This window comes from Neorhizobium sp. R1-B, from assembly GCF_004368875.1.
Taxonomy (GTDB): domain Bacteria; phylum Pseudomonadota; class Alphaproteobacteria; order Rhizobiales; family Rhizobiaceae; genus Neorhizobium; species Neorhizobium huautlense.
Window position 1 is genome coordinate 38099 of sequence record NZ_SOEM01000022.1, and the last position, 18784, is coordinate 56882.

Sequence of the window (18784 nt, forward strand, 5' to 3'; positions counted from 1 at the left end):
TTTCAGTTTTCGGATACCGTCGGGCCAAAGATGCTTTCGAAAGCTTCTCGCAGGCGCATATCCACATCCGCCATCATCACCGGCAAACCGAGATCGACAAGGCTCGTGACGCCGTAGGTGCTGATTCCGCAGGGCACGATTCCCGTAAAGTGGGAGAGATCGGGGTCAACGTTGAGCGACAGGCCGTGGAAACTGACCCAGCGCCGCAGGCGGATGCCGAGAGCCGCGATCTTGTCTTCGGCCATGCTTCCATCCGGCAACGGCGGCTTTTCCGGTCGCCGCACCCAGACCCCCACCCTGTCCTCGCGCCGCTCTCCGCGCACGTTCATCAGGTCCAGCGTGCGGATCACCACCTCTTCGAGCGCTCCCACATAAGCGCGCACATCCTGTCGGCGCCGCTTGAGGTCGAGCATCACATACGCGACCCGCTGCCCGGGCCCGTGATAGGTATATTCGCCGCCCCGGCCCGTCGCGAAGACGGGAAAGCGATCAGGCTCGATCAGGTCGGCGGAATCGGCGCTTGTACCGGCTGTATAGAGCGGCGGGTGTTCGAGCAGCCAGACAAGCTCGTCGGCACGTCCGTCGGCGATCGCCGCCACCTCGTCCTCCATCTGCCTGATCGCCTCTTCATAGGGCACGAGGCCATCGGAGATGCGCCAGCGCACCGGCGGTGAACCGGGCTGGGGCATCATGGAAAGATCGAGATCGGTGCGGGTCAACATGAAAGTCTTCTTACAATATCGAAGGGATGCGGCAAGCGGGGCTTTTCGGCCGTTTTCATATAGGCATTTCCACAGGCGATTTTTATCCTTCAAAAATCTGTCACGGCGCACTTGTGCACCCCAGATGCTTTTGCTACATGCAGCCCCGCCGGCGCAAATCGGCACCTACCACGATGCGGTCGTGGCGGAATTGGTAGACGCGCAGCGTTGAGGTCGCTGTGTCGCAAGACGTGGAAGTTCGAGTCTTCTCGACCGCACCAAATCAACCCGGCTCCGGCCGGGTTTTTTGTTGTCTGGCCCATGCCTGGCTCATCCCCGGCTTGAACCCTCCGAATGGCTGTGATTGAAGAACTTTCCCTCTTCGAAAGCGTCCGGCATGCCCTCCTCCGCATCTGAAAATCCCGTGAAGGGCATGGCCATCATGGCCGTCTGCATGTTCATCCTGCCGTTGATGGATGCGATCGCCAAATACATGGCGACGTTCGAATCGATGTCTCCGGGACAGGTGACCTTCTATCGGTTCTTGTTCCAGCTCCTCTGTGTATTGCCGCTCGTCTTCTTTACAGGAGCCGCAGTGTTCAGGGCGCAAAGGCCATGGATGAACCTGCTGCGCGGCGTGCTGCACGCTGGTGCCAGCCTGATGTTCTTCGTCGCGGTCAAATACATGCCCCTCGCCGACGTGTTCGCCATCTATTTCGTCGAACCCTTCATGCTCACCATGATGTCGGCGATCTTTTTGGGGGAGAAGGTCGGTTGGCGGCGGTGGCTGGCGATCCTCGTCGGTTTCGGTGGAGCCATGATCGTCATCCAGCCGAGTTACGCGATCTTCGGCTGGACGGCGCTGCTGCCGATAGCCTGCGCCTTTCTCTTTACGCTCTACCTGTTCCTCAACCGTGCGATCGGCGATGCCGATTCGCCGCTCGTCATGCAGACCATGGCGGGCATCGGCGGCACCTTGTTCATGAGCGCGGCGCTGGTGATGGGGAGCGGCATGGGCGCGGCCGATTTCACCCCTTCACTTCCCTCCTCCTGGCTGGGCCTTTTTCTGCTGATTCTGCTCGGCTCCATTTCCGGCTACATGCACCTGCTGGTGGTGCGGGCCTTCCGGCTGGCGCCGCTGTCGCTGCTCGCGCCGTTCCAGTATTTCGAGATCATCTCGGCGACCGTGCTCGGTTATGCCCTATTCGGCGATTTTCCGACCGCGTCCAAATGGCTTGGCATACTGATCATCGTCGCCTCCGGCCTTTTCATCATCTGGCGCGAGCGTTCGAAATCGAAACAGGCCGAAGCTCTTTGAAGGCCTCTTTGAGAAGCGATTAACTCCACTCCTTTTCGAACCTTCAACTTCCGCGCTCTAAGACCCAGATTGGTTTCATGAGGAAACGGAGATGGGGGATGAGCGGGTACCGCTTTTCTTTTCCGGCATGTCTGATCGCCGGGAAATGTCGGATCGATGCCGACGACGTTCTGAGGCTGCGCAGATACACGTTCCCGGAAGGAATCGGTTCGTTTGATGATGCGCTCACTCTTCTTGCGCTGAACGACCATTGTCCCGAGCACAGCCCCGAATGGGTGGCCTATTTTGTCGAGAGCCTGACGATGTTTCTCGTTCACGGCTGCGTGCCGCGCGGTGTCGTTGACGAAGCCAAGGCCGGCTGGCTGATGCGCTCGATCGCTGACGATTGTGTGGTGCGTTCACCCGCCGAGCTGGAGCTTCTCCTTCACGTCATAGAGGTCGCGCCCGAAGCTCCCGAAAGCCTGTCGGCCTTCACATTGGACCAAATCCGTCTCGCCCTGCAGGCAGATGCCCGCGGCGCCTATCATGCCATCCGCCCCGCCTCGCCGGGAATTGCGGCTCACGACCTTGCCTATATCTGGCGGGTGCTGCGCAGCGCAGTGGAGCGCGGCCGGCTGGTGCTCTCGCCGCTCGAGGTGGTGGTGCTGCGCGAGATCGACGGGCTGGCAAGTGCGTCCGCCCATCACCCTGCATGGCGCGAGATGATCGACGCGATCGTAACCCTCGACAGACCGCGCCACGCCCTCCGTTCCGCTCCTTGGCTGGTCACCAACGACGTACATCCGTCTTCCGAGGAACTCGCCGCCTGAGCGCATGCCCTGCGTCGCAATTCCCACGGCCTCGCTCGGATTTTAGCATTTGGCTAAATCCCGCGGAAAACGGATCCCGTTAAGCTGCCTCGGACGACCGGCCAAACCCGAGCCGGCGCCGGAGGTGCCTATGCCGCCCCTTTTATCCGCCACGCTGCTGCTTTCGCTCAATCTCGGCCTTATCTGGCTATTGATGGCGGCGCCGCTCGGCCGCCGCCGGATCGAGTTGCGCCGTTCCATCGCCATCGCTCCCGAACGCCTCTGGCAGGCGGTTAAACCCGGCGGAGAAGCGACAGGCTGGAATCCCGCGATCCTCTGGGTCGAGGCGGACAAAACGCAGACCGGCTGCATCGAGGTCGCCTACACCCACCCCGATCGCCACGGCGATCCGATCCGCAGGATATTCCGGATCGACGATCGCCTCGACCCCGATCATGGCTGCTACGAAAGCCGCGCCCGGGTGCTCGAGGACAGTGCTCTAGACGTGTCCTTCTGGCGGAATTTCGAGGAATACAGATCCGTTTCGGCCACCCCCGGCGGTGCTACGGTCACCTTCGCCGAAACAGACACTTATCGTGGCTTGGCTCTCTACCTGTTTCGCTATTTCATGATTCGACGTACCCTGCAGTCTCTGACCGGATGGCTGGAGGGCGGTCATAAAAAGAGCGGCCTGGCAATCGAGCACCCACTCGTTCAGGTGTGTCTCGCCGTCCTGTCCACGCTGCTGCTCTGGCCGTTCTTCGGCCTCAGCGCGGCGGGCCTGACGATCTCGACCATGCTCACCGTGGTTATCGTGCTCCACGAAATGGGTCATTTGCTTGCCTATCGCGCCTTCGGCCACCAGGGCGCGCGGATAATCTTCGTGCCGCTGCTCGGCGGCCTTGCGATCGGCGGCCGCCCCTATAACAGCCGCTTCGAGGTCGCCACTTGCGCGCTCATGGGGCCGGGCATGTCTGCCTTCCTGGTGCCGGTTTTGGTCTCCGCTTACGAACTCGCCGCCTCAAATTTCCTGCCAGCTCTCGTCCGGGACTTCGCACTCCTTTTCCTCCTCATCCTCGGAGCCTTCAATCTCCTCAATCTGCTGCCTATGTATCGCTTCGACGGCGGTCAGGTTCTGCGCCAGATTTTCACGAGCCGCCGCCTGCTTGTCGCCGGCAGTTTCGGAGTGACCCTGCTGCAGTTGTGGGTCGGCTATAGCATCGGCATGTCGGCAACAGCACTTATCGCCGCACTGGCGGTCTTCACACTCGTCAGCCTCATGGGCTTCAGCGCCGTCAAGCCGCGAAGGAGCCTTGACCCGATGCATCCCGGCGAACGGCTGATGGCGGGACTTGGCCTCTATGCAGCGCTTTTTATCCATGCTTATGCCGTGGTCTTTGCCTGCGATCATCTGTTCGGGTGAAGCGGCGATCCTTGACAATAATGGGCGGAATGGCTCCAAAGGGCGCATGAAGACCGAGAACCCTCCACTGCCGTCTGGCTATTCCGCCGTTCCGCCGGGCAAACTTGCGACCGTCGTCACTTGCCTGGAGATGCTGGCACCGCCGGAAACACCCTCCCGCGGCAACGATTGTTCGCTTGTTGTGGAAGCGTGGCAATCTCCGGACCTTGAAGGCTACCGTTCTCTTTTCCGGGCGGTCGGAGAAGATTGGATGTGGGTCTCACGCCTTGTCATGGAGGATCAAGCGCTTGCTGCAATTCTCCACGACCCGCTTGTCGAGATCTACGTCCTTAAGGACGGCGGACGTCAGATCGGCCTGCTCGAGCTCGACTTTCGCCAGGATGGGGAATGTGAGCTCGTCTTCTTCGGGATCGTCCGCGACGCTATCGGCAAGGGCGCCGGTCGCTTTCTTATGAACCACGCGATCGAAAAGGCCTGGGCTCGCCCGATAAGCCGTTTCTGGCTCCATACCTGCCACTTCGACTCGCCCGCCGCATTACCCTTCTACCGACGCTCGGGTTTCATCCCCTATGCCTTGATGGTCGAAGTTTTCGATGACCCCCGCCTTTGCGGCCAGGCGCCGAAAAACGCCTCGCCGCATGTGCCGCTTTTGGATCGTAGCAGAGCATAGCAATTGCGACGGCAAATGGCTCCTTCCGGCTTGAGCCGATGTGCCGGGCCGTGCGAAGGTCCGCCGAAGATTCTTGAATGCACCAAGGGAGAGAGACATGGATGTCCGCGCCGCCGTTGCCGTAGAGGCTGGAAAACCGCTGGAAGTGATGACCGTGCAGCTCGAAGGCCCGCGGGCCGGCGAGGTTCTGGTGGAGATCAAGGCGACCGGCATCTGCCATACCGATGATTTCACCCTGTCGGGTGCCGATCCCGAAGGCCTCTTCCCGGCAATCCTCGGCCATGAAGGCGCCGGCATCGTCGTTGATGTCGGCCCCGGCGTCACCTCGGTGAAGAAGGGCGATCATGTCATCCCGCTTTATACCCCGGAATGCCGCGAATGCCCGTCCTGTCTGTCGCGCAAGACCAATCTTTGCACGGCGATCCGCTCCACCCAGGGCCAGGGTCTGATGCCGGACGGGACGTCGCGCTTCTCGATCGGCAAGGACAAGATCCACCACTACATGGGCTGCTCGACCTTTGCCAATTACACCGTACTGCCGGAGATCGCGCTTGCTAAAATCAATCCGGACGCTCCCTTCGATAAGGTCTGTTATATCGGCTGCGGCGTGACGACCGGCATCGGCGCGGTCATCAACACGGCCAAGGTGGAGGTCGGATCGACGGCGGTCGTCTTCGGCCTCGGCGGCATCGGTCTGAACGTCATCCAAGGGCTCAGGCTTGCCGGCGCTGACATGATCATCGGCGTCGATTTGAACAACGACAAGAAGGCCTGGGGCGAACGTTTCGGCATGACCCATTTCGTTAACCCCAAGGAGGTCGGCGACGACATCGTCCCTTATCTCGTCAACATGACCAAGCGCGGGGCCGACCAGATCGGCGGCGCCGACTACACCTTCGACTGCACCGGCAATACGAAGGTGATGCGCCAGGCGCTGGAAAGTTCGCATCGCGGCTGGGGCAAGTCAGTCATCATCGGCGTCGCAGGCGCCGGTCAGGAAATTTCGACCCGGCCCTTCCAGCTCGTCACCGGCCGTACCTGGATGGGCACTGCCTTCGGCGGCGCCCGCGGCCGCACCGACGTGCCGAAGATCGTCGACTGGTACATGCAGGGTAAGATCGAGATCGACCCGATGATCACCCACACGATGCCGCTGGAAGACATCAACAAGGGCTTCGAACTGATGCATGGCGGCGAAAGCATCCGAAGCGTCGTGGTTTATTGAGACGCCCGGCTTGTCTTTGGGAACAACGCTTCTATCATCTTGTGTGTTGCAAATGAGGGGACTCCCGAATGTACAAGTTCGAAATCTACAAGGACAAATCTGACGAATTCCGTTTCCGCTTCAAGGCATCGAACGGCCAGACCTTGTTCTCGTCCGAAGGCTATTCGGCAAAGGCTTCGGCCGTTGCCGCCATTGAATCCATCAAGAAGAATGCGCCGGGGGCGACCACGGACGACCAGACCACGGCGATGGCCTGAGGCCTCGTCCTCGCGGTTCGGGCTCGGCCGGCATTGTTCCCCTGCAGAGAATGACGCAGCATGATCTATGTCGACGCCGACGCCTGCCCGGTAAAGCCGGAAATCCTCAAGGTCGCGGAACGTCACGGCCTTGAGGTAACCTTTGTCGCCAATTCCGGCCTTCGTCCTTCCAGGGACCCCATGATTCGAAATGTCATCGTCTCGGGCGCATTCGACGCGGCTGACGACTGGATCGCCGAGCACGCAGATGCCGGCGACATCGTGGTGACCGCCGATGTGCCGCTTGCCGTTCGATGCGTTTCCAGAGGCGCGTTGGTGACAGGCCCGACCGGCCGCCTTTTCGACGAGGCGAACATCGGAATGGCAAGCGCGATGCGCGACCTCGGCGCGCATCTGCGCGAGACCGGCGAAAGCAAGGGCTACAACGCCGCCTTCTCTCCGCGTGACCGATCCAAATTCCTCGAAACGCTGGACAGGCTCTGCCGCCGCTCCAAAAATGAAATGCAATCCGGAAACCGATAATGAAAGTTCTGTCGCAGAACACCGCCTTCGGCGGCATGCAGGGCGTCTTCGCCCATGATTCAGAAGCCTGCCGCTGCGAAATGACCTTCGCGGTCTTCGTGCCGCCGAAAGCGATTCGAGAGCCCTGCCCCGTCCTCTGGTATCTCTCCGGCCTCACCTGCACCCATGCCAACGTCATGGAGAAGGGCGAATACCGGCGGTTGGCTTCGGAGCTGGGCCTCATCATCGTCTGCCCGGATACGAGCCCGCGCGGCAACGACGTGCCGGACGAACTCACCAATTGGCAGATGGGCAAGGGCGCCGGTTTCTACCTGGACGCCACCGAGAAGCCCTGGTCGGAACACTACCGGATGTACACCTACATCACCGAGGAACTGCCTAACTTCGTCAGCCAGCACTTCCGCATGGACATGAGCCGCCAGGGCATTTTCGGTCACTCCATGGGAGGTCACGGCGCCATGACGATTGCGCTCAAAAACCCGGGCCGCTTCAAAAGCTGCTCGGCCTTCGCGCCGATCGTCCAGCCGTCGACGGCCGACTGGTCGGCGCCGGCTTTCGAAAAGTATCTCGGCTCCGACAAATCCAGCTGGCGTCAATACGATGCCTGCGCGTTGGTCGAAGACGGCGCGCGTTTTCCTGAGTTCCTGATCGACCAGGGCAAGGCGGACGGCTTTCTGGAAAACGGGCTCAGGCCGTGGCTGTTCGAGGAGGCGACCGAGGGAACCGATATCGGCCTGACGCTGCGCATGCACGAACGCTACGACCACTCCTACTACTTCATCTCCACCTTCATGGACGACCATCTGCGCTGGCATGCGGACCGGCTGGCATGAGCCTTACGGAAACAGCGCGCTCGCGATCGCCGGACGCCCGTCGCCCTTGAGGCGAAATTCTGAGGCGATCCGATCGGCGATCTTTTCGGCGAGCGTCTTATCCGCCTCGCCTGCTTCCAGTAGGAAGACGGATGTCTCGAAACTTCCCTCGGCAATTGCCTCGCCGCTGCTGACGGAAATCACCTGGACGGTTACTTTCGCCTCATGCCGGCTGCCGATCAATTGCGGGATGCGCGAGGCCTTCTCTATCCGGATGGCGATGATCGTCCGCGGCAGCATGGACGCACGGGTGGTTCCGCGGATCGCCTCGTCCACAAGCATGTCGGTGGCGATCACCAATCCCTGCGGAACATTGCCGCGCGCCGTCACGAACGCACCGCGCACGTCATAAAGAAGTTGCTCCCGCTTTTCGTGCCCTGCGGGCATGCGAAATGCGGTCAACGGCAATGCCGTGAGCACGATAAGAGCAAAACGGGACAGGCGGCGGAACATGAAAAACCCGGAAGACGAGACTTCCGGATGTTCCACCAAACAGGGTTAGAGAAGGCTTAAGCGATGGGGCGCAGAGAGAGAAAAACTGCCGCCGCCGCCTGCATTTCTTCGAACCGCTTGGCGCGGCGATGCTCCGCTTCCGCGTCGGCCCCCCAAAGCTCGTTGGTCCAGTCCTCGTCGAGATGGGCAAGCGTCCACGCTTCCTGATCCGTGATGCGGTCTTCCGCGAAGGCAAGTGCCAGGATCGCCGATCCGGTCAGCGACGTCACCGTATGCAATGCCGCCAGTTCGATCGGGGTATCGTATTTGCGAAGCGTCACGGCAAAGGCGGCGATCGCCTCCTTGGGTTGGTCCCGAGGCATGACGCCCTCGATCAGGATGAAGCGGGCACCGAGTTCGTTCGCCGCCCAGTCCATGATCGGATCCCAGTTGTCGTTCTGCCTGATAACAAGATTTTCAGGTCCCTCGGCCCGGTAGCAGAGCATGTCGCTCGACGAAAATCTGAGAATATCCTCGAATACGGCCTGGGGATCGGCGGCAACCCCGTCGATTGCGGTGTTGACGAGCCTTGTGACCGGCATGGTGCGGGGGTCGATGACCTCCACCTGCGACGCCCATTCGTCACGTACAAGTTCCGCCAGCCTTGCGGTCGGAACGACAAGGCTGTTCCTGGCAGGGGTTTTCACCGGCTTGCCGTCGAGATGGATAGCGTGACCGCCCTCGCCTTCGGCGACACCTACCTCCTTGTAGAAACGTTTCGGCAGCGGCTTCTGCATCTGGATCTGCGCCCGCTTGGTCGGATCCGCATGGCTCAGCACGTCCGAAGGGTCGGGAAAGATGTCGCGCATAAAAACAACCTCAGCCGATATGGGCGAGAATCTCGCTTGGATGATGGACGATCGCGTCGGCTCCGGCTTTCGTCAGCTCTTCCACCGAGGCATAACCCCAGGAAACGCCGATCGCCATGGCGCCGGCAGCCTTTGCCATCTGCATATCGTAAATGGCGTCGCCTATGACAAGAGTATCGGCCGCTCTCATGCCGGTTTCGTCGCAGCATTCCGTCACCATCGCCGGATGCGGCTTGGAGGGACAATCGTCCGCCGTCCGCCCCACGACGAAGTATGTGTGGAAGCCATGCGTTTCCATGATGAGATTGAGCCCGCGCCGCGACTTGCCGGTAACGGCGCCGATCAGCAGATCCTCGCGCGGGCCGATTTCATCGATCAGCGCCCGGATTCCCGGGAACAGCGGCTCCTTGAAGTCGAGGTCCTGCCGGACGACCGAAAACAGCGATTTGTAATAGGCCGTCATCGCGACCGCCTCGTCGTCCACATGCTCCTTTCCCTGCATTCGGGAAATCGCGATGTCGAGCGTCAGTCCAATGATCGCCTTCGTATCCTCGACCTGCGGTTCGGGCTTGCCGAATTGCGCGAAGGTTCGGCGCATGGTTTCGTGGATGAGACCGGCGCTGTCGACCAGCGTACCGTCGCAATCGAAGAGAACGAGTTTCATTTGCTTTCCGCTGATTTCGCAGAGAGATACTGGCGCAAGATCTCGGTGTGTTCGCGAAGCGCCGCCGTGTTCGCCACGATTGCTTTGGTATTTTCGCTGGCTGCATCGATGGACTGTTTGGTCGCATCCTTAATGTACCGGTTTGGCTTACGGCATAAAAAGATAAACAACGCACCGAAAATCACCGCGAAGGCGATAACGGGAATACCCGGATTCATTTGAAACATTCTGCCTGACCTCTGCTACTCGTCTTCCCTTGCGCCATTTTCCATATCGAAGCCCAGCAAGTTCCAGGTCTGGAGCATATGCGGCGGCAAGGGCGCCGTCACTCTCAGCCGCCCGCCGTTCGGGTGCGGAATATCGATATGCCGCGCATGCAGGTGCAGCTTCTTCTGCACGCCGCCCGGAAAGGCCCAGTTCGGGTCGTCGTCGAAATATTTGGGATCGCCGATGATCGGATGGCCGATATGCAGCGCGTGAACGCGAAGCTGATGGGTGCGGCCTGTATAGGGCTCCATCTCCAGCCAGGCGAGCGTCTGCGCCGCCGTTTCCAGAACGCGGTAATAAGACACCGCGTGGTCGGCCCCCTCCTCGCCATGTTTGGCGATCCGCATGCGGTCTCCGTCGGGCGTCTGCTCTTTCACCAGCCAGGTGGAGATCTTGTCCTCGTGTTTGCGCGGCACGCCTTTGACGAGCGACCAATAGGTCTTCGTCGTGTCCCGCTCGCGAAAGGCTGCTGTCAGCTTCTGTGCCGCACCGCGGGTGCGGGCGATCACCAGCACGCCTGATGTGTCACGGTCGAGGCGGTGGACGAGCCGCGGCTTTTCGCCCTTCGGGCTGACCCAGGCGTCGAGCATCTGGTCGATATGCCGCGTGACGCCGGAACCGCCCTGTACGGCAAGCCCTGCAGGTTTGTTAAGGACAATGACCTTCTCGTCCTCGTGCAGCACCATGCGCGACAGCAGCTCGAAATCGCTGGAATGCTTCAGGTCCTTCGAGGCGATCGGGCCGGTCTTCTTGGCGTCTATATCCATGGGCGGAATGCGCACCGTCTGGCCCGGTTGAACCCGGGTGTCGGATTTGACGCGCCCACCATCGACGCGCACCTGGCCGGAACGCAAGAGCTTCTGCAGCGGCCCGAAGCCGAGCCCTGGGTAATGGATCTTGAACCAGCGGTCGAGACGCATCCCCGCCTCGTCCGCCTCGACGCGGATATGCTCGATGCCTGCCATCAACGCTCTTTCGTGTCTCGTCTGATTGAGCCCGGTCTTTAGAGCATTGCCCGCCCGAGCGCCAGCCCGGCAAAGACGGCGCCGAGCGAGATCGCCACGCTGGCGAGGACATAAGTTGCGCCAGCCAGCGCTGCGCCCCGCTCGAAAAGCGTGATGACGTCCAGTGAAAACGCCGAAAAGGTCGTGAAGCCGCCGAGCACCCCGGTGATCAGCAAGAGCCGCATCTCGGGCGAAGCATCATACCGCCGTACGATGAGCTCGGCGAGCAAGCCGATCGCGAAGGAACCCGCCACGTTCACCGTGAGTGTGCCCCAAGGGAAGTTCGGGCCGAATTGGCGCAGGGCCCAGAGTCCGACGAGATAGCGGCAGACGGAGCCGAGAGCTCCCCCGATGGCAACAAGAAGCATATGATTCATGGGCATACTCTGTAACCTGGAACAAAAAATCGTCAAATCGATAAAATGCCGGCCTTTTGCTTAAACCGGAACGAATCGGGTTCCGCTTACTTCTTTATGATCGGAGAAGAAGTGGCAGATCATATGACTCAAGTGCTTAGCATCTCGGCAAACACCGCCGCCATGGCCATAGAGGCGCTAAAACCCGGCCGGCGCCTGTCGCCAAAGGATCAGGCAGCAGACATCAAGGCCGACGCCGAGCGTAATGCGAGACGTGCCCAGAATGCCGGCGAGCCCGGCGACATCGAACTGATGATTCCCGCCACCGCCGTTTCCGTCGACCTTTTGAGCGCGGGTCATCAACCGCATCAGCAGGTTTCCTATCATCAGGTCCAGTCTGCGTATCGGGATCTGGAAGATTAGTTGCCTACCGTCCGCCTCACGGCGCCTGCCTGCGGGATTTGCCCGCGAACTTCAGCGGAAATCCTTCAAAGCCTTTGATCTCCTTCAGCACGAACGTTGTCTGCATTTCCTTGATGCGCGGCAACCGCCTGAGAGTCGACATGGCGAAATCGGCATAGGCGTCGAGATCGGGCGAGACGACCTGCAGCAGGAAGTCAGCGTCACCGGCAATACTGTAGCATGCCACCACCTCTTCCAGCCGGCTTACCTCGTCCGCGAAAGCCTCCGCTTCCGCTTCGCTATGGCTGTCGATCTTGACGCGGATGAAGGCAAGCACGCCGAGGCCGATCGCCCGCCGGTCCAGGATTGCCCGATACCCCTGGATAACGCCGCTCTCTTCCAGATGCCTGACCCGCCGCCAGCTCGGCGACGTCGAAAGCCCGACCTTCTCCGCCAATGCCTGATTCGTCAGCCGGCCGTCTTCCTGTAAAGCTTTCAAGATTCGCACATCTGCCGGTTCGATCTCACCATCCATAAATTTCTGCCCATCCTTCGCTGATTGCCGGTAAGTCTTACCAAAAACGGCGAGGAACCAGAAGCGAAAGGTAAGATCATCCCGGCGAGCTGCACTATCATCCGGCGGCTTCCAACCACGCCGGAAAATCATGAGCGAAGACATCCGCCTTGCCATCGTCGTCAATCCCGCCCTGCCGATCGGCCTCGTCGCCAATACGGTCAGTGCCATTTCCGTAGGTCTCGGCGCGCGCCTGCCGCAGCTTGCCGGGCAAACCCTCGCCGACCGAGATGGTCGCGCGATCGACACCAGTTCCAATGAACCGGTGCCGATTCTCGCAGCAGACGCGGAAACGATCGGCGCGCTTCTCCTGCGGGCGCTCGGCCGGTCCGAGGACCGCGCCGTCGTACCCTTCCCGGCTTTCGCCCGGTCGCTGCATGACTACAGAGACTATGAGGCCGCTTTCCCGAACTGCGATCTGTCGCAGGAGATAATCGACGGCCTGGGGCTCGCCGGCCCGTCGAAATGGGTCAGATCGCTGACCGGCAGCCTCAGGCTTCTCCGCTGAGGGAGATGAGGCCGCGCCTTTGGCGGCCTCCCGAGGGGTGTCAGTTGGTCTTGTGGCCGCCCGGACCAGCCGCGCCCACGGCCAGTTTGACTTCGATCGGTCCGGCTTTTTCGAATGTCAGCGTCACGGGCACTTCGCCACCGGCCTTGAAGGGCTCTTTCACCTTCATGAACATCATGTGCAGCCCGCCCGGTTTCAGCTCGATCGTCTGTCCGGCTGGGATCGCGATTCCGGCATCGAGCTTGCGCATTTTCATCACCTGCCCCTGCATCGCCATTTCATGCAGTTCCACCGCGCCTGCCACCGGCGAGGAGGCGGACACCAGCATATCGTCAACTTCGCCGTTGTTCGTGATGGTCAGGTATCCGCCGCCGACAGGCTGACCCGGCAGCATGGCCTTGGAGAACGCCCCGGTGATCACCAGATCGCCGACTTTGATTGCCTCGCCGGTCGCGGTTGCGCCGCCCGCCATCATGCCCTGCATGTGATCCGTGCCGGCCGCCATGATCACGTCGTTCGTTGGCCTCGATGCATTGAGGAAAACAGGTTGCGCGAAGGTGTGAGCAGCACCGGCGGTTGCGAGCATGCCTGAAAGGATGATTTTTGCGATGGTCTTCATGATATGTCCTCTTCCGGTGACAGCACGCTTTGGCTGTCCGACCGGGAACGATTGATCTGTATGAATGCAAAGATCAGATCGAGGCAGGTGGAGCGCGGGATCTCGGCCGCTCGACCGCGCTCGCACCGAAAGTCTCGACGGGCCTCGGCAGCGCCTTCGCATGGGATCGCTGCCCGCCCGCCAGCCATGTTTCATCATTGGGCGGCGGCAGGATGACCGAGGCGGCAAGCAGGCAGACTTCGCAAAGCGGCTTTGCCGCCGGCTCCCGCCTGTGCTCGCCCTCGGCGCAGATGTCGGCGAAAGTGCCGTCCGGAAGCCGATATTCTTCGCCGAACGATTCGAGCGGAGCGGCGCTTCCAGGCTGATGGCCAAGCCCCAGCGAAAGCAGGAGTACGGCGCAAAAGATGCGCAGCACGCTTGTCACTGTGCGGGGACCTGTCGTCATTGCATAACCTGCTCGAATAGCACTCGGCATAACCCAATTCGTCGGGAAGCGCAAAACATGGTCCTCTCTATACCACGCAGCCACGACGGCTGTTTGCACCAGGTCAAGCAGCGTTCATTGCGCTGCGACAGAAATTATGTCCGGAGCGACATTGGCCTCTTGTCAAACCCCGGTCGAGGCGGATAATGACGCCGAACTCGCTGGGAGAATCCGCTTCAATGCGGTGCCGAAGGAGCAACCGCCCCGGAAACTCTCAGGCAAAAGGACCAGCGAGCGTCGACAGGACTCTGGAGAGAAGTTTTTCCTTAGGGAGAGACTCGCCGAAGGGATAACAATCTCAGGCGAAAGGGACAGAGGGGGCTCAAAAACCGGCGCGGCAACGCGCCTGACCGTGAGCCGGTGCGTCAAGCGCCAAGACCTGGAGGCGTCCTTGGACGATCAGACCGTACTGAAGAAAACACCCCTTCACGCCCTTCATCTGTCGCTCGGAGCGAAGATGGTGCCGTTCGCCGGGTATGACATGCCGGTGCAATATCCCGCGGGCGTTCTCAAGGAGCACCTGCACACCCGCACGGCCGCCGGGCTTTTCGACGTCTCCCACATGGGACAGGTTCTCGTGAGAGCAAGATCCGGTGTCTATGAGGATGCGGCAAGGGCGCTGGAAAGCCTGGTTCCGGTGGATATCCTCGGCCTGAAGGGAGGCCGCCAGCGCTACGGGTTCTTCACCGACGAGAACGGATGTATCCTCGACGACCTGATGATCACCAATCGCGGCGATCACCTCTTGGTCGTCGTCAACGCCGCCTGCAAGGAGGCCGATGTCGCCCATATGAAGGCGCATCTTTCGGATTGCGACGTGACGCTCGTTGAGGACCGGGCGCTTCTCGCGCTACAAGGCCCCAGGGCCGAGGCAGTGCTCGCCGAACTCTGGCCGGATGTCGTTGACATGAAGTTCATGGATGTCTGCGACGCCAGCCTTCACGATGCCGCCTGCATCGTCTCCCGCTCCGGTTATTCCGGCGAGGACGGGTTCGAGATCTCCGTCCCCGCTAAAGACGCCGAACAACTCGCCAAGGCGCTGCTCGAGGATCTGCATTGCATGCCGATCGGCCTCGGCGCCCGCGATTCGCTGCGGCTCGAAGCCGGGCTCTGCCTCTATGGCAACGACATCGACACGACGACCTCTCCGATCGAGGCCTCGCTCGAATGGGCGATCCAGAAGGCCCGCCGTCCGGGCGGCGAACGCGCCGGGGGCTTCCCTGGCGCCGGTCGCATCCTGGATGAACTGACGAACGGCACCTCGCGCCGCCGCGTCGGCCTGAAGCCGGAAGGCAAAGCCCCCGTCCGCTCGCACGCCAAGCTTTTTGCGGACGCCGAAGGCAAGATCGAACTCGGCGAGGTCACCTCCGGCACCTTCGGCCCTTCGGTCGAAGGCCCGGTCGCTATGGGTTATGTCCCGACCCAATATGCCGAGCCTGGCACCCAGATCTTTGCCGAGGTCCGTGGCAGGTTCCTGCCCGTTACCGTCGCCAAACTCCCTTTCATCGCCCCCACCTACAAACGCTAAAAAACCCTCCGGAGAGAACCATGCTGAAATTTACCGCCGAACATGAATGGCTGAAGCTCGAAGGCGACGTCGCCACCGTCGGCATCACCTCTCACGCTGCCGAACAGCTCGGCGATCTCGTTTTCGTGGAACTGCCGGAAGTGGGTGCCGAACTGACGAAGGACGGCAATGCCGCCACAGTGGAATCCGTGAAGGCGGCATCCGATGTCTATTGTCCGCTCGATGGCGAAGTCGCCGAGGTCAACCAGGCGATCGTCGACGATCCCTCGATCGTCAATTCGGATCCGCAGGGTGCCGGCTGGTTCTTCAAGCTGAAGCTCAAGAACGCTTCCGATGCCGACGCGCTGCTCGACGAAGCCGCCTATAAGGACCTCATCGCATGAGCGACTCCACAGATTTCCACTTCACCGACTACCAGCCGTACGACTTCGCAAACCGCCGGCATATCGGCCCCTCTCCGGCCGAAATGGCGGAGATGCTGAAAGTCGTTGGCTATCCGTCGCTCGACAAGCTGATCGACGCCACTGTCCCCGCCTCGATCCGCCAGACCGTCCCGCTTGCCTGGGGGCCGGCGCTGACGGAACGCGAAGCGCTCGACAAGCTGCGCGACACCGCCAACAAGAACAAGGCGCTCGTCTCGCTGATCGGCCAGGGCTATTACGGCACGATCACGCCGCCCGTCGTCCAGCGCAATATTCTGGAAAATCCCGCCTGGTACACGGCCTACACGCCGTACCAGCCGGAAATCTCGCAGGGCCGCCTGGAAGCGCTCCTGAATTTCCAGACCATGATCTGCGACCTGACCGGCCTCGATGTCGCCAACGCCTCTCTGCTTGACGAGGCAACCGCCGCCGCCGAAGCCATGGCGCTCTGCCAGCGCCAGGCGAAGTCCAAGGCGACGGCCTTCTTCGTCGATAGCGCCTGCCATCCCCAGACCATCGCCCTGATCGAGACTCGCGCCGCCCCGCTTGGCTGGACCGTCGTCGTCGGCGACCCGATGACTGATCTCGATCCTGTCGACGTTTTTGGCGCCATCTTCCAGTATCCCGGCACCAACGGCCACTGCCACGACTTCTCCGGCCTGATCGCGCGCCTCCACCAGACGGGCGCGGTCGCAGCGGTCGCGGCCGATCTTCTGGCGCTGACGCTCCTGAAATCCCCCGGCGAAATGGGCGCCGACATCGCCATCGGCTCGTCGCAGCGCTTCGGCGTGCCGGTCGGTTACGGCGGACCGCATGCGGCCTATATGGCGGTCAAGGACGCCCACAAGCGCGCCATGCCGGGCCGTCTCGTCGGCGTCTCGGTCGACAGCCGCGGCAACCGCGCCTATCGCCTGTCGCTCCAGACCCGCGAGCAGCATATCCGCCGAGAAAAGGCGACCTCGAACATCTGCACCGCTCAGGTGCTGCTGGCCGTCATGGCGTCCATGTACGGCGTCTTTCACGGCCCCGACGGTCTGAAGGCGATCGCCCAGCAGGTCCACAAGAAGGCTGTATTGATGGCCAAGGGCCTCGAAAGGCTCGGCTATACAATCGAGCCCGACACCTTCTTCGACACCATTACCGTCGAAGTCGGACATATGCAGGGTCTCATCCTGCGTGCCGCTGTGGCCGAAGGCATCAACCTGCGCAAGGTCGGTGAGACGAAGATCGGCATGTCGCTCGACGAGCGCACCCGCCCCGCGACGCTCGAAGCGGTCTGGCGCGCCTTCGGCGGCAATTTCGAGGTTTCCGATTTCGAACCGGAATACCGTCTGCCGAACGCGCTGCTGCGCAAATCGGCCTATATGGCCCATCCGATCTTCCACATGAACCGCGCCGAAAGCGAGATGACCCGCTATATCCGCCGGCTCTCGGACCGGGATCTGGCGCTCGACCGGGCGATGATCCCACTCGGCTCCTGCACCATGAAGCTCAACGCCACGGCGGAAATGCTGCCGATTACCTGGCCGGAATTTGCCGACATCCACCCCTTCGTACCCGCCGACCAGGCGCTCGGTTATAAGGAGATGATCGACGATCTATCCGCAAAGCTCTGCCAGATCACCGGCTACGACGCGTTCTCCATGCAGCCGAATTCCGGCGCGCAAGGCGAATACGCGGGTCTCCTGACCATCCGCAACTATCACATCGCCAATGGCGACACGCATCGCGATGTCTGCCTTATCCCGACCTCCGCGCACGGCACCAATCCAGCTTCCGCACAGATGGTCGGCATGAAGGTCGTGCCGGTCAAGGCCAAGGAAAACGGTGATGTCGATATCGAAGATTTCCGAGCAAAAGCAGAGCAGTATGCGGAAAACCTCTCATGCTGCATGATCACCTATCCTTCGACCCACGGCGTCTTCGAGGAGACGGTGAAGGAGATTTGCGAGATTACCCACGCCCACGGCGGTCAAGTCTATCTCGACGGCGCCAACATGAACGCAATGGTCGGCCTGTCCCGCCCCGGTGACATCGGCTCCGACGTTTCCCACCTCAACCTCCACAAGACCTTCTGTATCCCGCATGGCGGCGGCGGCCCTGGCATGGGTCCGATCGGTGTCAAGGCGCATCTCGCAGCGCATCTGCCGGGTCATCCGGAAAGCGACGGTCGCGAGGGCGCAGTCTCGGCAGCCCCGTTCGGCTCGCCGTCGATCCTGCCGATCTCCTGGTCCTATTGCCTGATGATGGGTGGCGAAGGCCTGACCCAGGCGACGAAGGTGGCGATCCTCAACGCCAACTATATCGCCGCGCGTCTCAAGGGTGCCTATGACGTGCTCTACAAGTCGGAGGCAGGCCGCGTCGCCCACGAATGCATCATCGACACGCGCCCGCTCAACGCCTCTGCCGGCGTCAGCGTCGACGATGTCGCCAAACGCCTGATCGACTGCGGTTTCCATGCCCCGACCATGAGCTGGCCGGTCGCCGGCACGCTGATGATCGAGCCGACCGAGAGCGAGACCAAGGCCGAGCTCGACCGCTTCTGCGACGCAATGCTGGCGATCCGCGAGGAAGCCCGTGCCATCGAGGACGGCCGCATGGATCGGACGAACAACCCGCTGAAAAACGCCCCGCATACGGTGGAAGACCTGGTTGGCGAATGGGACCGCCCCTACAGCCGCGAACAGGCCTGCTATCCGCCGGGCGCCTTCCGCGTGGACAAATACTGGTCGCCGGTCAACCGCGTCGACAACGTCTATGGCGACCGCAACCTCGTCTGCACCTGCCCGCCGATGGAATCTTACGCCGAAGCCGCGGAATAACCGCGATCACGGGCGGCCTGTTTTCGTCAGGCCGCCCAGGCTACCGCCGCAGTAAGA

22 protein-coding genes, 1 tRNA gene, 1 pseudogene and 1 riboswitch are annotated in these 18784 nt (G+C 61.4%); of the genes and pseudogenes, 14 read left to right on the forward strand and 10 right to left on the reverse strand.

Annotated features, from left to right (window positions below; all coding sequences use genetic code 11):
• Positions 1-2: 2 nt before the first annotated feature.
• Positions 3-722: a lipoyl(octanoyl) transferase LipB gene (lipB, locus tag EDE05_RS22230; protein WP_105374283.1), complete on the reverse strand. Its 720-nt coding sequence runs from the start codon at positions 720-722 to the stop codon at positions 3-5.
• A 175-nt stretch (positions 723-897) separates the two neighbouring features.
• Between lipB and EDE05_RS22235 the strand changes: the two genes are divergently transcribed.
• The 9 genes from EDE05_RS22235 to fghA all read left to right on the forward strand — a co-directional run bounded on the left by EDE05_RS22235 (position 898) and on the right by fghA (position 7737).
• Positions 898-982, forward strand: a tRNA-Leu gene (locus EDE05_RS22235).
• Between the two features lie 116 nt (positions 983-1098).
• Complete coding sequence (locus EDE05_RS22240) at positions 1099-2019, forward strand: DMT family transporter (RefSeq protein ID WP_105374284.1); 921 nt, start codon at positions 1099-1101, stop codon at positions 2017-2019.
• A 98-nt stretch (positions 2020-2117) separates the two neighbouring features.
• Positions 2118-2828 carry a hypothetical protein gene (locus EDE05_RS22245; RefSeq protein ID WP_132413182.1) on the forward strand — a complete coding sequence of 237 codons (711 nt, stop codon included), beginning with the start codon at positions 2118-2120 and terminating at the stop codon, positions 2826-2828.
• 130 nt (positions 2829-2958) lie between these two features.
• Positions 2959-4230 (forward strand): hypothetical protein, encoded by a 1272-nt coding sequence (locus EDE05_RS22250; protein ID WP_105374286.1) that lies wholly within the window; start codon positions 2959-2961, stop codon positions 4228-4230.
• A 46-nt stretch (positions 4231-4276) separates the two neighbouring features.
• Positions 4277-4900, forward strand: a complete 624-nt coding sequence (locus tag EDE05_RS22255) for a GNAT family N-acetyltransferase (RefSeq protein ID WP_105374287.1) — start codon at positions 4277-4279, stop codon at positions 4898-4900.
• Between the two features lie 97 nt (positions 4901-4997).
• Complete coding sequence (locus EDE05_RS22260) at positions 4998-6125, forward strand: S-(hydroxymethyl)glutathione dehydrogenase/class III alcohol dehydrogenase (RefSeq protein ID WP_112803357.1); 1128 nt, start codon at positions 4998-5000, stop codon at positions 6123-6125.
• A 68-nt stretch (positions 6126-6193) separates the two neighbouring features.
• Complete coding sequence (locus EDE05_RS22265; RefSeq protein WP_105374289.1) at positions 6194-6382, forward strand: YegP family protein; 189 nt, start codon at positions 6194-6196, stop codon at positions 6380-6382.
• A gap of 60 nt (positions 6383-6442) precedes the next feature.
• A complete protein-coding gene (locus tag EDE05_RS22270) occupies positions 6443-6904 on the forward strand; it encodes a YaiI/YqxD family protein (RefSeq protein ID WP_105374290.1) in 462 nt (153 codons plus the stop codon).
• Positions 6904-7737: an S-formylglutathione hydrolase gene (gene fghA, locus EDE05_RS22275; RefSeq protein WP_105374291.1), complete on the forward strand. Its 834-nt coding sequence runs from the start codon at positions 6904-6906 to the stop codon at positions 7735-7737. The genes EDE05_RS22270 and fghA overlap by 1 nt, the downstream gene beginning before the upstream one ends.
• 3 nt (positions 7738-7740) lie before the next feature.
• On the opposite strand, the gene EDE05_RS22280 is transcribed toward fghA, so the two are convergent.
• From EDE05_RS22280 to crcB, 6 genes are read right to left on the reverse strand one after another with little or no spacing between them, the layout of a single operon-like run.
• Positions 7741-8229, reverse strand: coding sequence for a hypothetical protein (locus tag EDE05_RS22280; protein WP_105374292.1), 489 nt, complete (start codon positions 8227-8229; stop codon positions 7741-7743).
• A gap of 56 nt (positions 8230-8285) precedes the next feature.
• The gene (locus EDE05_RS22285; protein WP_112803359.1) at positions 8286-9077 is read right to left on the reverse strand and encodes an ATP12 family chaperone protein; all 792 of its coding nucleotides are present in this window, start codon (positions 9075-9077) and stop codon (positions 8286-8288) included.
• Positions 9078-9087: 10 nt separating this feature from the next.
• Entirely contained in the window at positions 9088-9741 is a 654-nt protein-coding gene (locus EDE05_RS22290) for an HAD family hydrolase (RefSeq protein WP_105374294.1), read from the reverse strand.
• The gene (locus EDE05_RS22295; RefSeq protein ID WP_105374295.1) at positions 9738-9968 is read right to left on the reverse strand and encodes a hypothetical protein; all 231 of its coding nucleotides are present in this window, start codon (positions 9966-9968) and stop codon (positions 9738-9740) included. Before EDE05_RS22295 ends, EDE05_RS22290 begins: the two co-directional genes overlap by 4 nt.
• Before the next feature lie 15 nt (positions 9969-9983).
• Positions 9984-10973, reverse strand: a complete 990-nt coding sequence (locus EDE05_RS22300; RefSeq protein ID WP_105374296.1) for an RluA family pseudouridine synthase — start codon at positions 10971-10973, stop codon at positions 9984-9986.
• A 38-nt stretch (positions 10974-11011) separates the two neighbouring features.
• Positions 11012-11389: a fluoride efflux transporter CrcB gene (crcB, locus tag EDE05_RS22305; RefSeq protein WP_105374297.1), complete on the reverse strand. Its 378-nt coding sequence runs from the start codon at positions 11387-11389 to the stop codon at positions 11012-11014.
• Between the two features lie 123 nt (positions 11390-11512).
• Here crcB and EDE05_RS22310 point away from each other — a divergent pair, with 123 nt between their 5' ends.
• Entirely contained in the window at positions 11513-11791 is a 279-nt protein-coding gene (locus tag EDE05_RS22310; protein ID WP_132413184.1) for a hypothetical protein, read from the forward strand.
• Positions 11792-11807: 16 nt separating this feature from the next.
• Here the strand turns inward: EDE05_RS22310 and EDE05_RS22315 are convergent, their stop codons facing one another.
• Complete coding sequence (locus tag EDE05_RS22315) at positions 11808-12305, reverse strand: Lrp/AsnC family transcriptional regulator (RefSeq protein WP_105374319.1); 498 nt, start codon at positions 12303-12305, stop codon at positions 11808-11810.
• Positions 12306-12435: 130 nt separating this feature from the next.
• Between EDE05_RS22315 and EDE05_RS22320 the strand changes: the two genes are divergently transcribed.
• Positions 12436-12852 carry a DUF2000 domain-containing protein gene (locus EDE05_RS22320; RefSeq protein WP_105374299.1) on the forward strand — a complete coding sequence of 139 codons (417 nt, stop codon included), beginning with the start codon at positions 12436-12438 and terminating at the stop codon, positions 12850-12852.
• Between the two features lie 40 nt (positions 12853-12892).
• Here EDE05_RS22320 and EDE05_RS22325 read toward each other — a convergent pair.
• Positions 12893-13300: pseudogene (locus tag EDE05_RS22325) on the reverse strand (copper chaperone PCu(A)C); the annotation flags it as partial.
• A gap of 244 nt (positions 13301-13544) precedes the next feature.
• Positions 13545-13916: a hypothetical protein gene (locus tag EDE05_RS22330; RefSeq protein WP_105374301.1), complete on the reverse strand. Its 372-nt coding sequence runs from the start codon at positions 13914-13916 to the stop codon at positions 13545-13547.
• Between the two features lie 191 nt (positions 13917-14107).
• Positions 14108-14195, forward strand: a riboswitch (glycine riboswitch).
• Between the two features lie 151 nt (positions 14196-14346).
• Between EDE05_RS22330 and gcvT the strand changes: the two genes are divergently transcribed.
• From gcvT to gcvP, 3 genes are read left to right on the forward strand one after another with little or no spacing between them, the layout of a single operon-like run.
• The gene (gene gcvT / locus EDE05_RS22335; RefSeq protein WP_105374302.1) at positions 14347-15483 is read left to right on the forward strand and encodes a glycine cleavage system aminomethyltransferase GcvT; all 1137 of its coding nucleotides are present in this window, start codon (positions 14347-14349) and stop codon (positions 15481-15483) included.
• Positions 15484-15503: 20 nt separating this feature from the next.
• Positions 15504-15866 carry a glycine cleavage system protein GcvH gene (gcvH, locus tag EDE05_RS22340; RefSeq protein WP_105374303.1) on the forward strand — a complete coding sequence of 121 codons (363 nt, stop codon included), beginning with the start codon at positions 15504-15506 and terminating at the stop codon, positions 15864-15866.
• Entirely contained in the window at positions 15863-18727 is a 2865-nt protein-coding gene (gene gcvP / locus EDE05_RS22345) for an aminomethyl-transferring glycine dehydrogenase (RefSeq protein ID WP_105374304.1), read from the forward strand. Before gcvH ends, gcvP begins: the two co-directional genes overlap by 4 nt.
• The last annotated feature ends 57 nt before the right edge of the window (positions 18728-18784 follow it).

Coding starts and splice junctions, on each gene's coding strand:
- lipB (WP_105374283.1), bottom strand. CDS start 722: ATGTTGACCCGCACCGATCTCGATCTTTCCATGATGCCCCAGCCCGGT.
- EDE05_RS22285 (WP_112803359.1), bottom strand. CDS start 9,077: ATGCGCGACATCTTTCCCGACCCTTCGGACGTGCTGAGCCATGCGGAT.
- EDE05_RS22330 (WP_105374301.1), bottom strand. CDS start 13,916: ATGACGACAGGTCCCCGCACAGTGACAAGCGTGCTGCGCATCTTTTGC.
- EDE05_RS22255 (WP_105374287.1), top strand. CDS start 4,277: ATGAAGACCGAGAACCCTCCACTGCCGTCTGGCTATTCCGCCGTTCCG.
- EDE05_RS22265 (WP_105374289.1), top strand. CDS start 6,194: ATGTACAAGTTCGAAATCTACAAGGACAAATCTGACGAATTCCGTTTC.
- EDE05_RS22240 (WP_105374284.1), top strand. CDS start 1,099: ATGCCCTCCTCCGCATCTGAAAATCCCGTGAAGGGCATGGCCATCATG.
- EDE05_RS22310 (WP_132413184.1), top strand. CDS start 11,513: ATGACTCAAGTGCTTAGCATCTCGGCAAACACCGCCGCCATGGCCATA.
- EDE05_RS22290 (WP_105374294.1), bottom strand. CDS start 9,741: ATGAAACTCGTTCTCTTCGATTGCGACGGTACGCTGGTCGACAGCGCC.
- EDE05_RS22270 (WP_105374290.1), top strand. CDS start 6,443: ATGATCTATGTCGACGCCGACGCCTGCCCGGTAAAGCCGGAAATCCTC.
- EDE05_RS22250 (WP_105374286.1), top strand. CDS start 2,959: ATGCCGCCCCTTTTATCCGCCACGCTGCTGCTTTCGCTCAATCTCGGC.
- EDE05_RS22315 (WP_105374319.1), bottom strand. CDS start 12,305: ATGGATGGTGAGATCGAACCGGCAGATGTGCGAATCTTGAAAGCTTTA.
- gcvP (WP_105374304.1), top strand. CDS start 15,863: ATGAGCGACTCCACAGATTTCCACTTCACCGACTACCAGCCGTACGAC.
- EDE05_RS22245 (WP_132413182.1), top strand. CDS start 2,118: ATGAGCGGGTACCGCTTTTCTTTTCCGGCATGTCTGATCGCCGGGAAA.
- fghA (WP_105374291.1), top strand. CDS start 6,904: ATGAAAGTTCTGTCGCAGAACACCGCCTTCGGCGGCATGCAGGGCGTC.
- EDE05_RS22280 (WP_105374292.1), bottom strand. CDS start 8,229: ATGTTCCGCCGCCTGTCCCGTTTTGCTCTTATCGTGCTCACGGCATTG.
- EDE05_RS22295 (WP_105374295.1), bottom strand. CDS start 9,968: ATGTTTCAAATGAATCCGGGTATTCCCGTTATCGCCTTCGCGGTGATT.
- EDE05_RS22320 (WP_105374299.1), top strand. CDS start 12,436: ATGAGCGAAGACATCCGCCTTGCCATCGTCGTCAATCCCGCCCTGCCG.
- crcB (WP_105374297.1), bottom strand. CDS start 11,389: ATGAATCATATGCTTCTTGTTGCCATCGGGGGAGCTCTCGGCTCCGTC.
- EDE05_RS22300 (WP_105374296.1), bottom strand. CDS start 10,973: ATGGCAGGCATCGAGCATATCCGCGTCGAGGCGGACGAGGCGGGGATG.
- gcvH (WP_105374303.1), top strand. CDS start 15,504: ATGCTGAAATTTACCGCCGAACATGAATGGCTGAAGCTCGAAGGCGAC.
- EDE05_RS22260 (WP_112803357.1), top strand. CDS start 4,998: ATGGATGTCCGCGCCGCCGTTGCCGTAGAGGCTGGAAAACCGCTGGAA.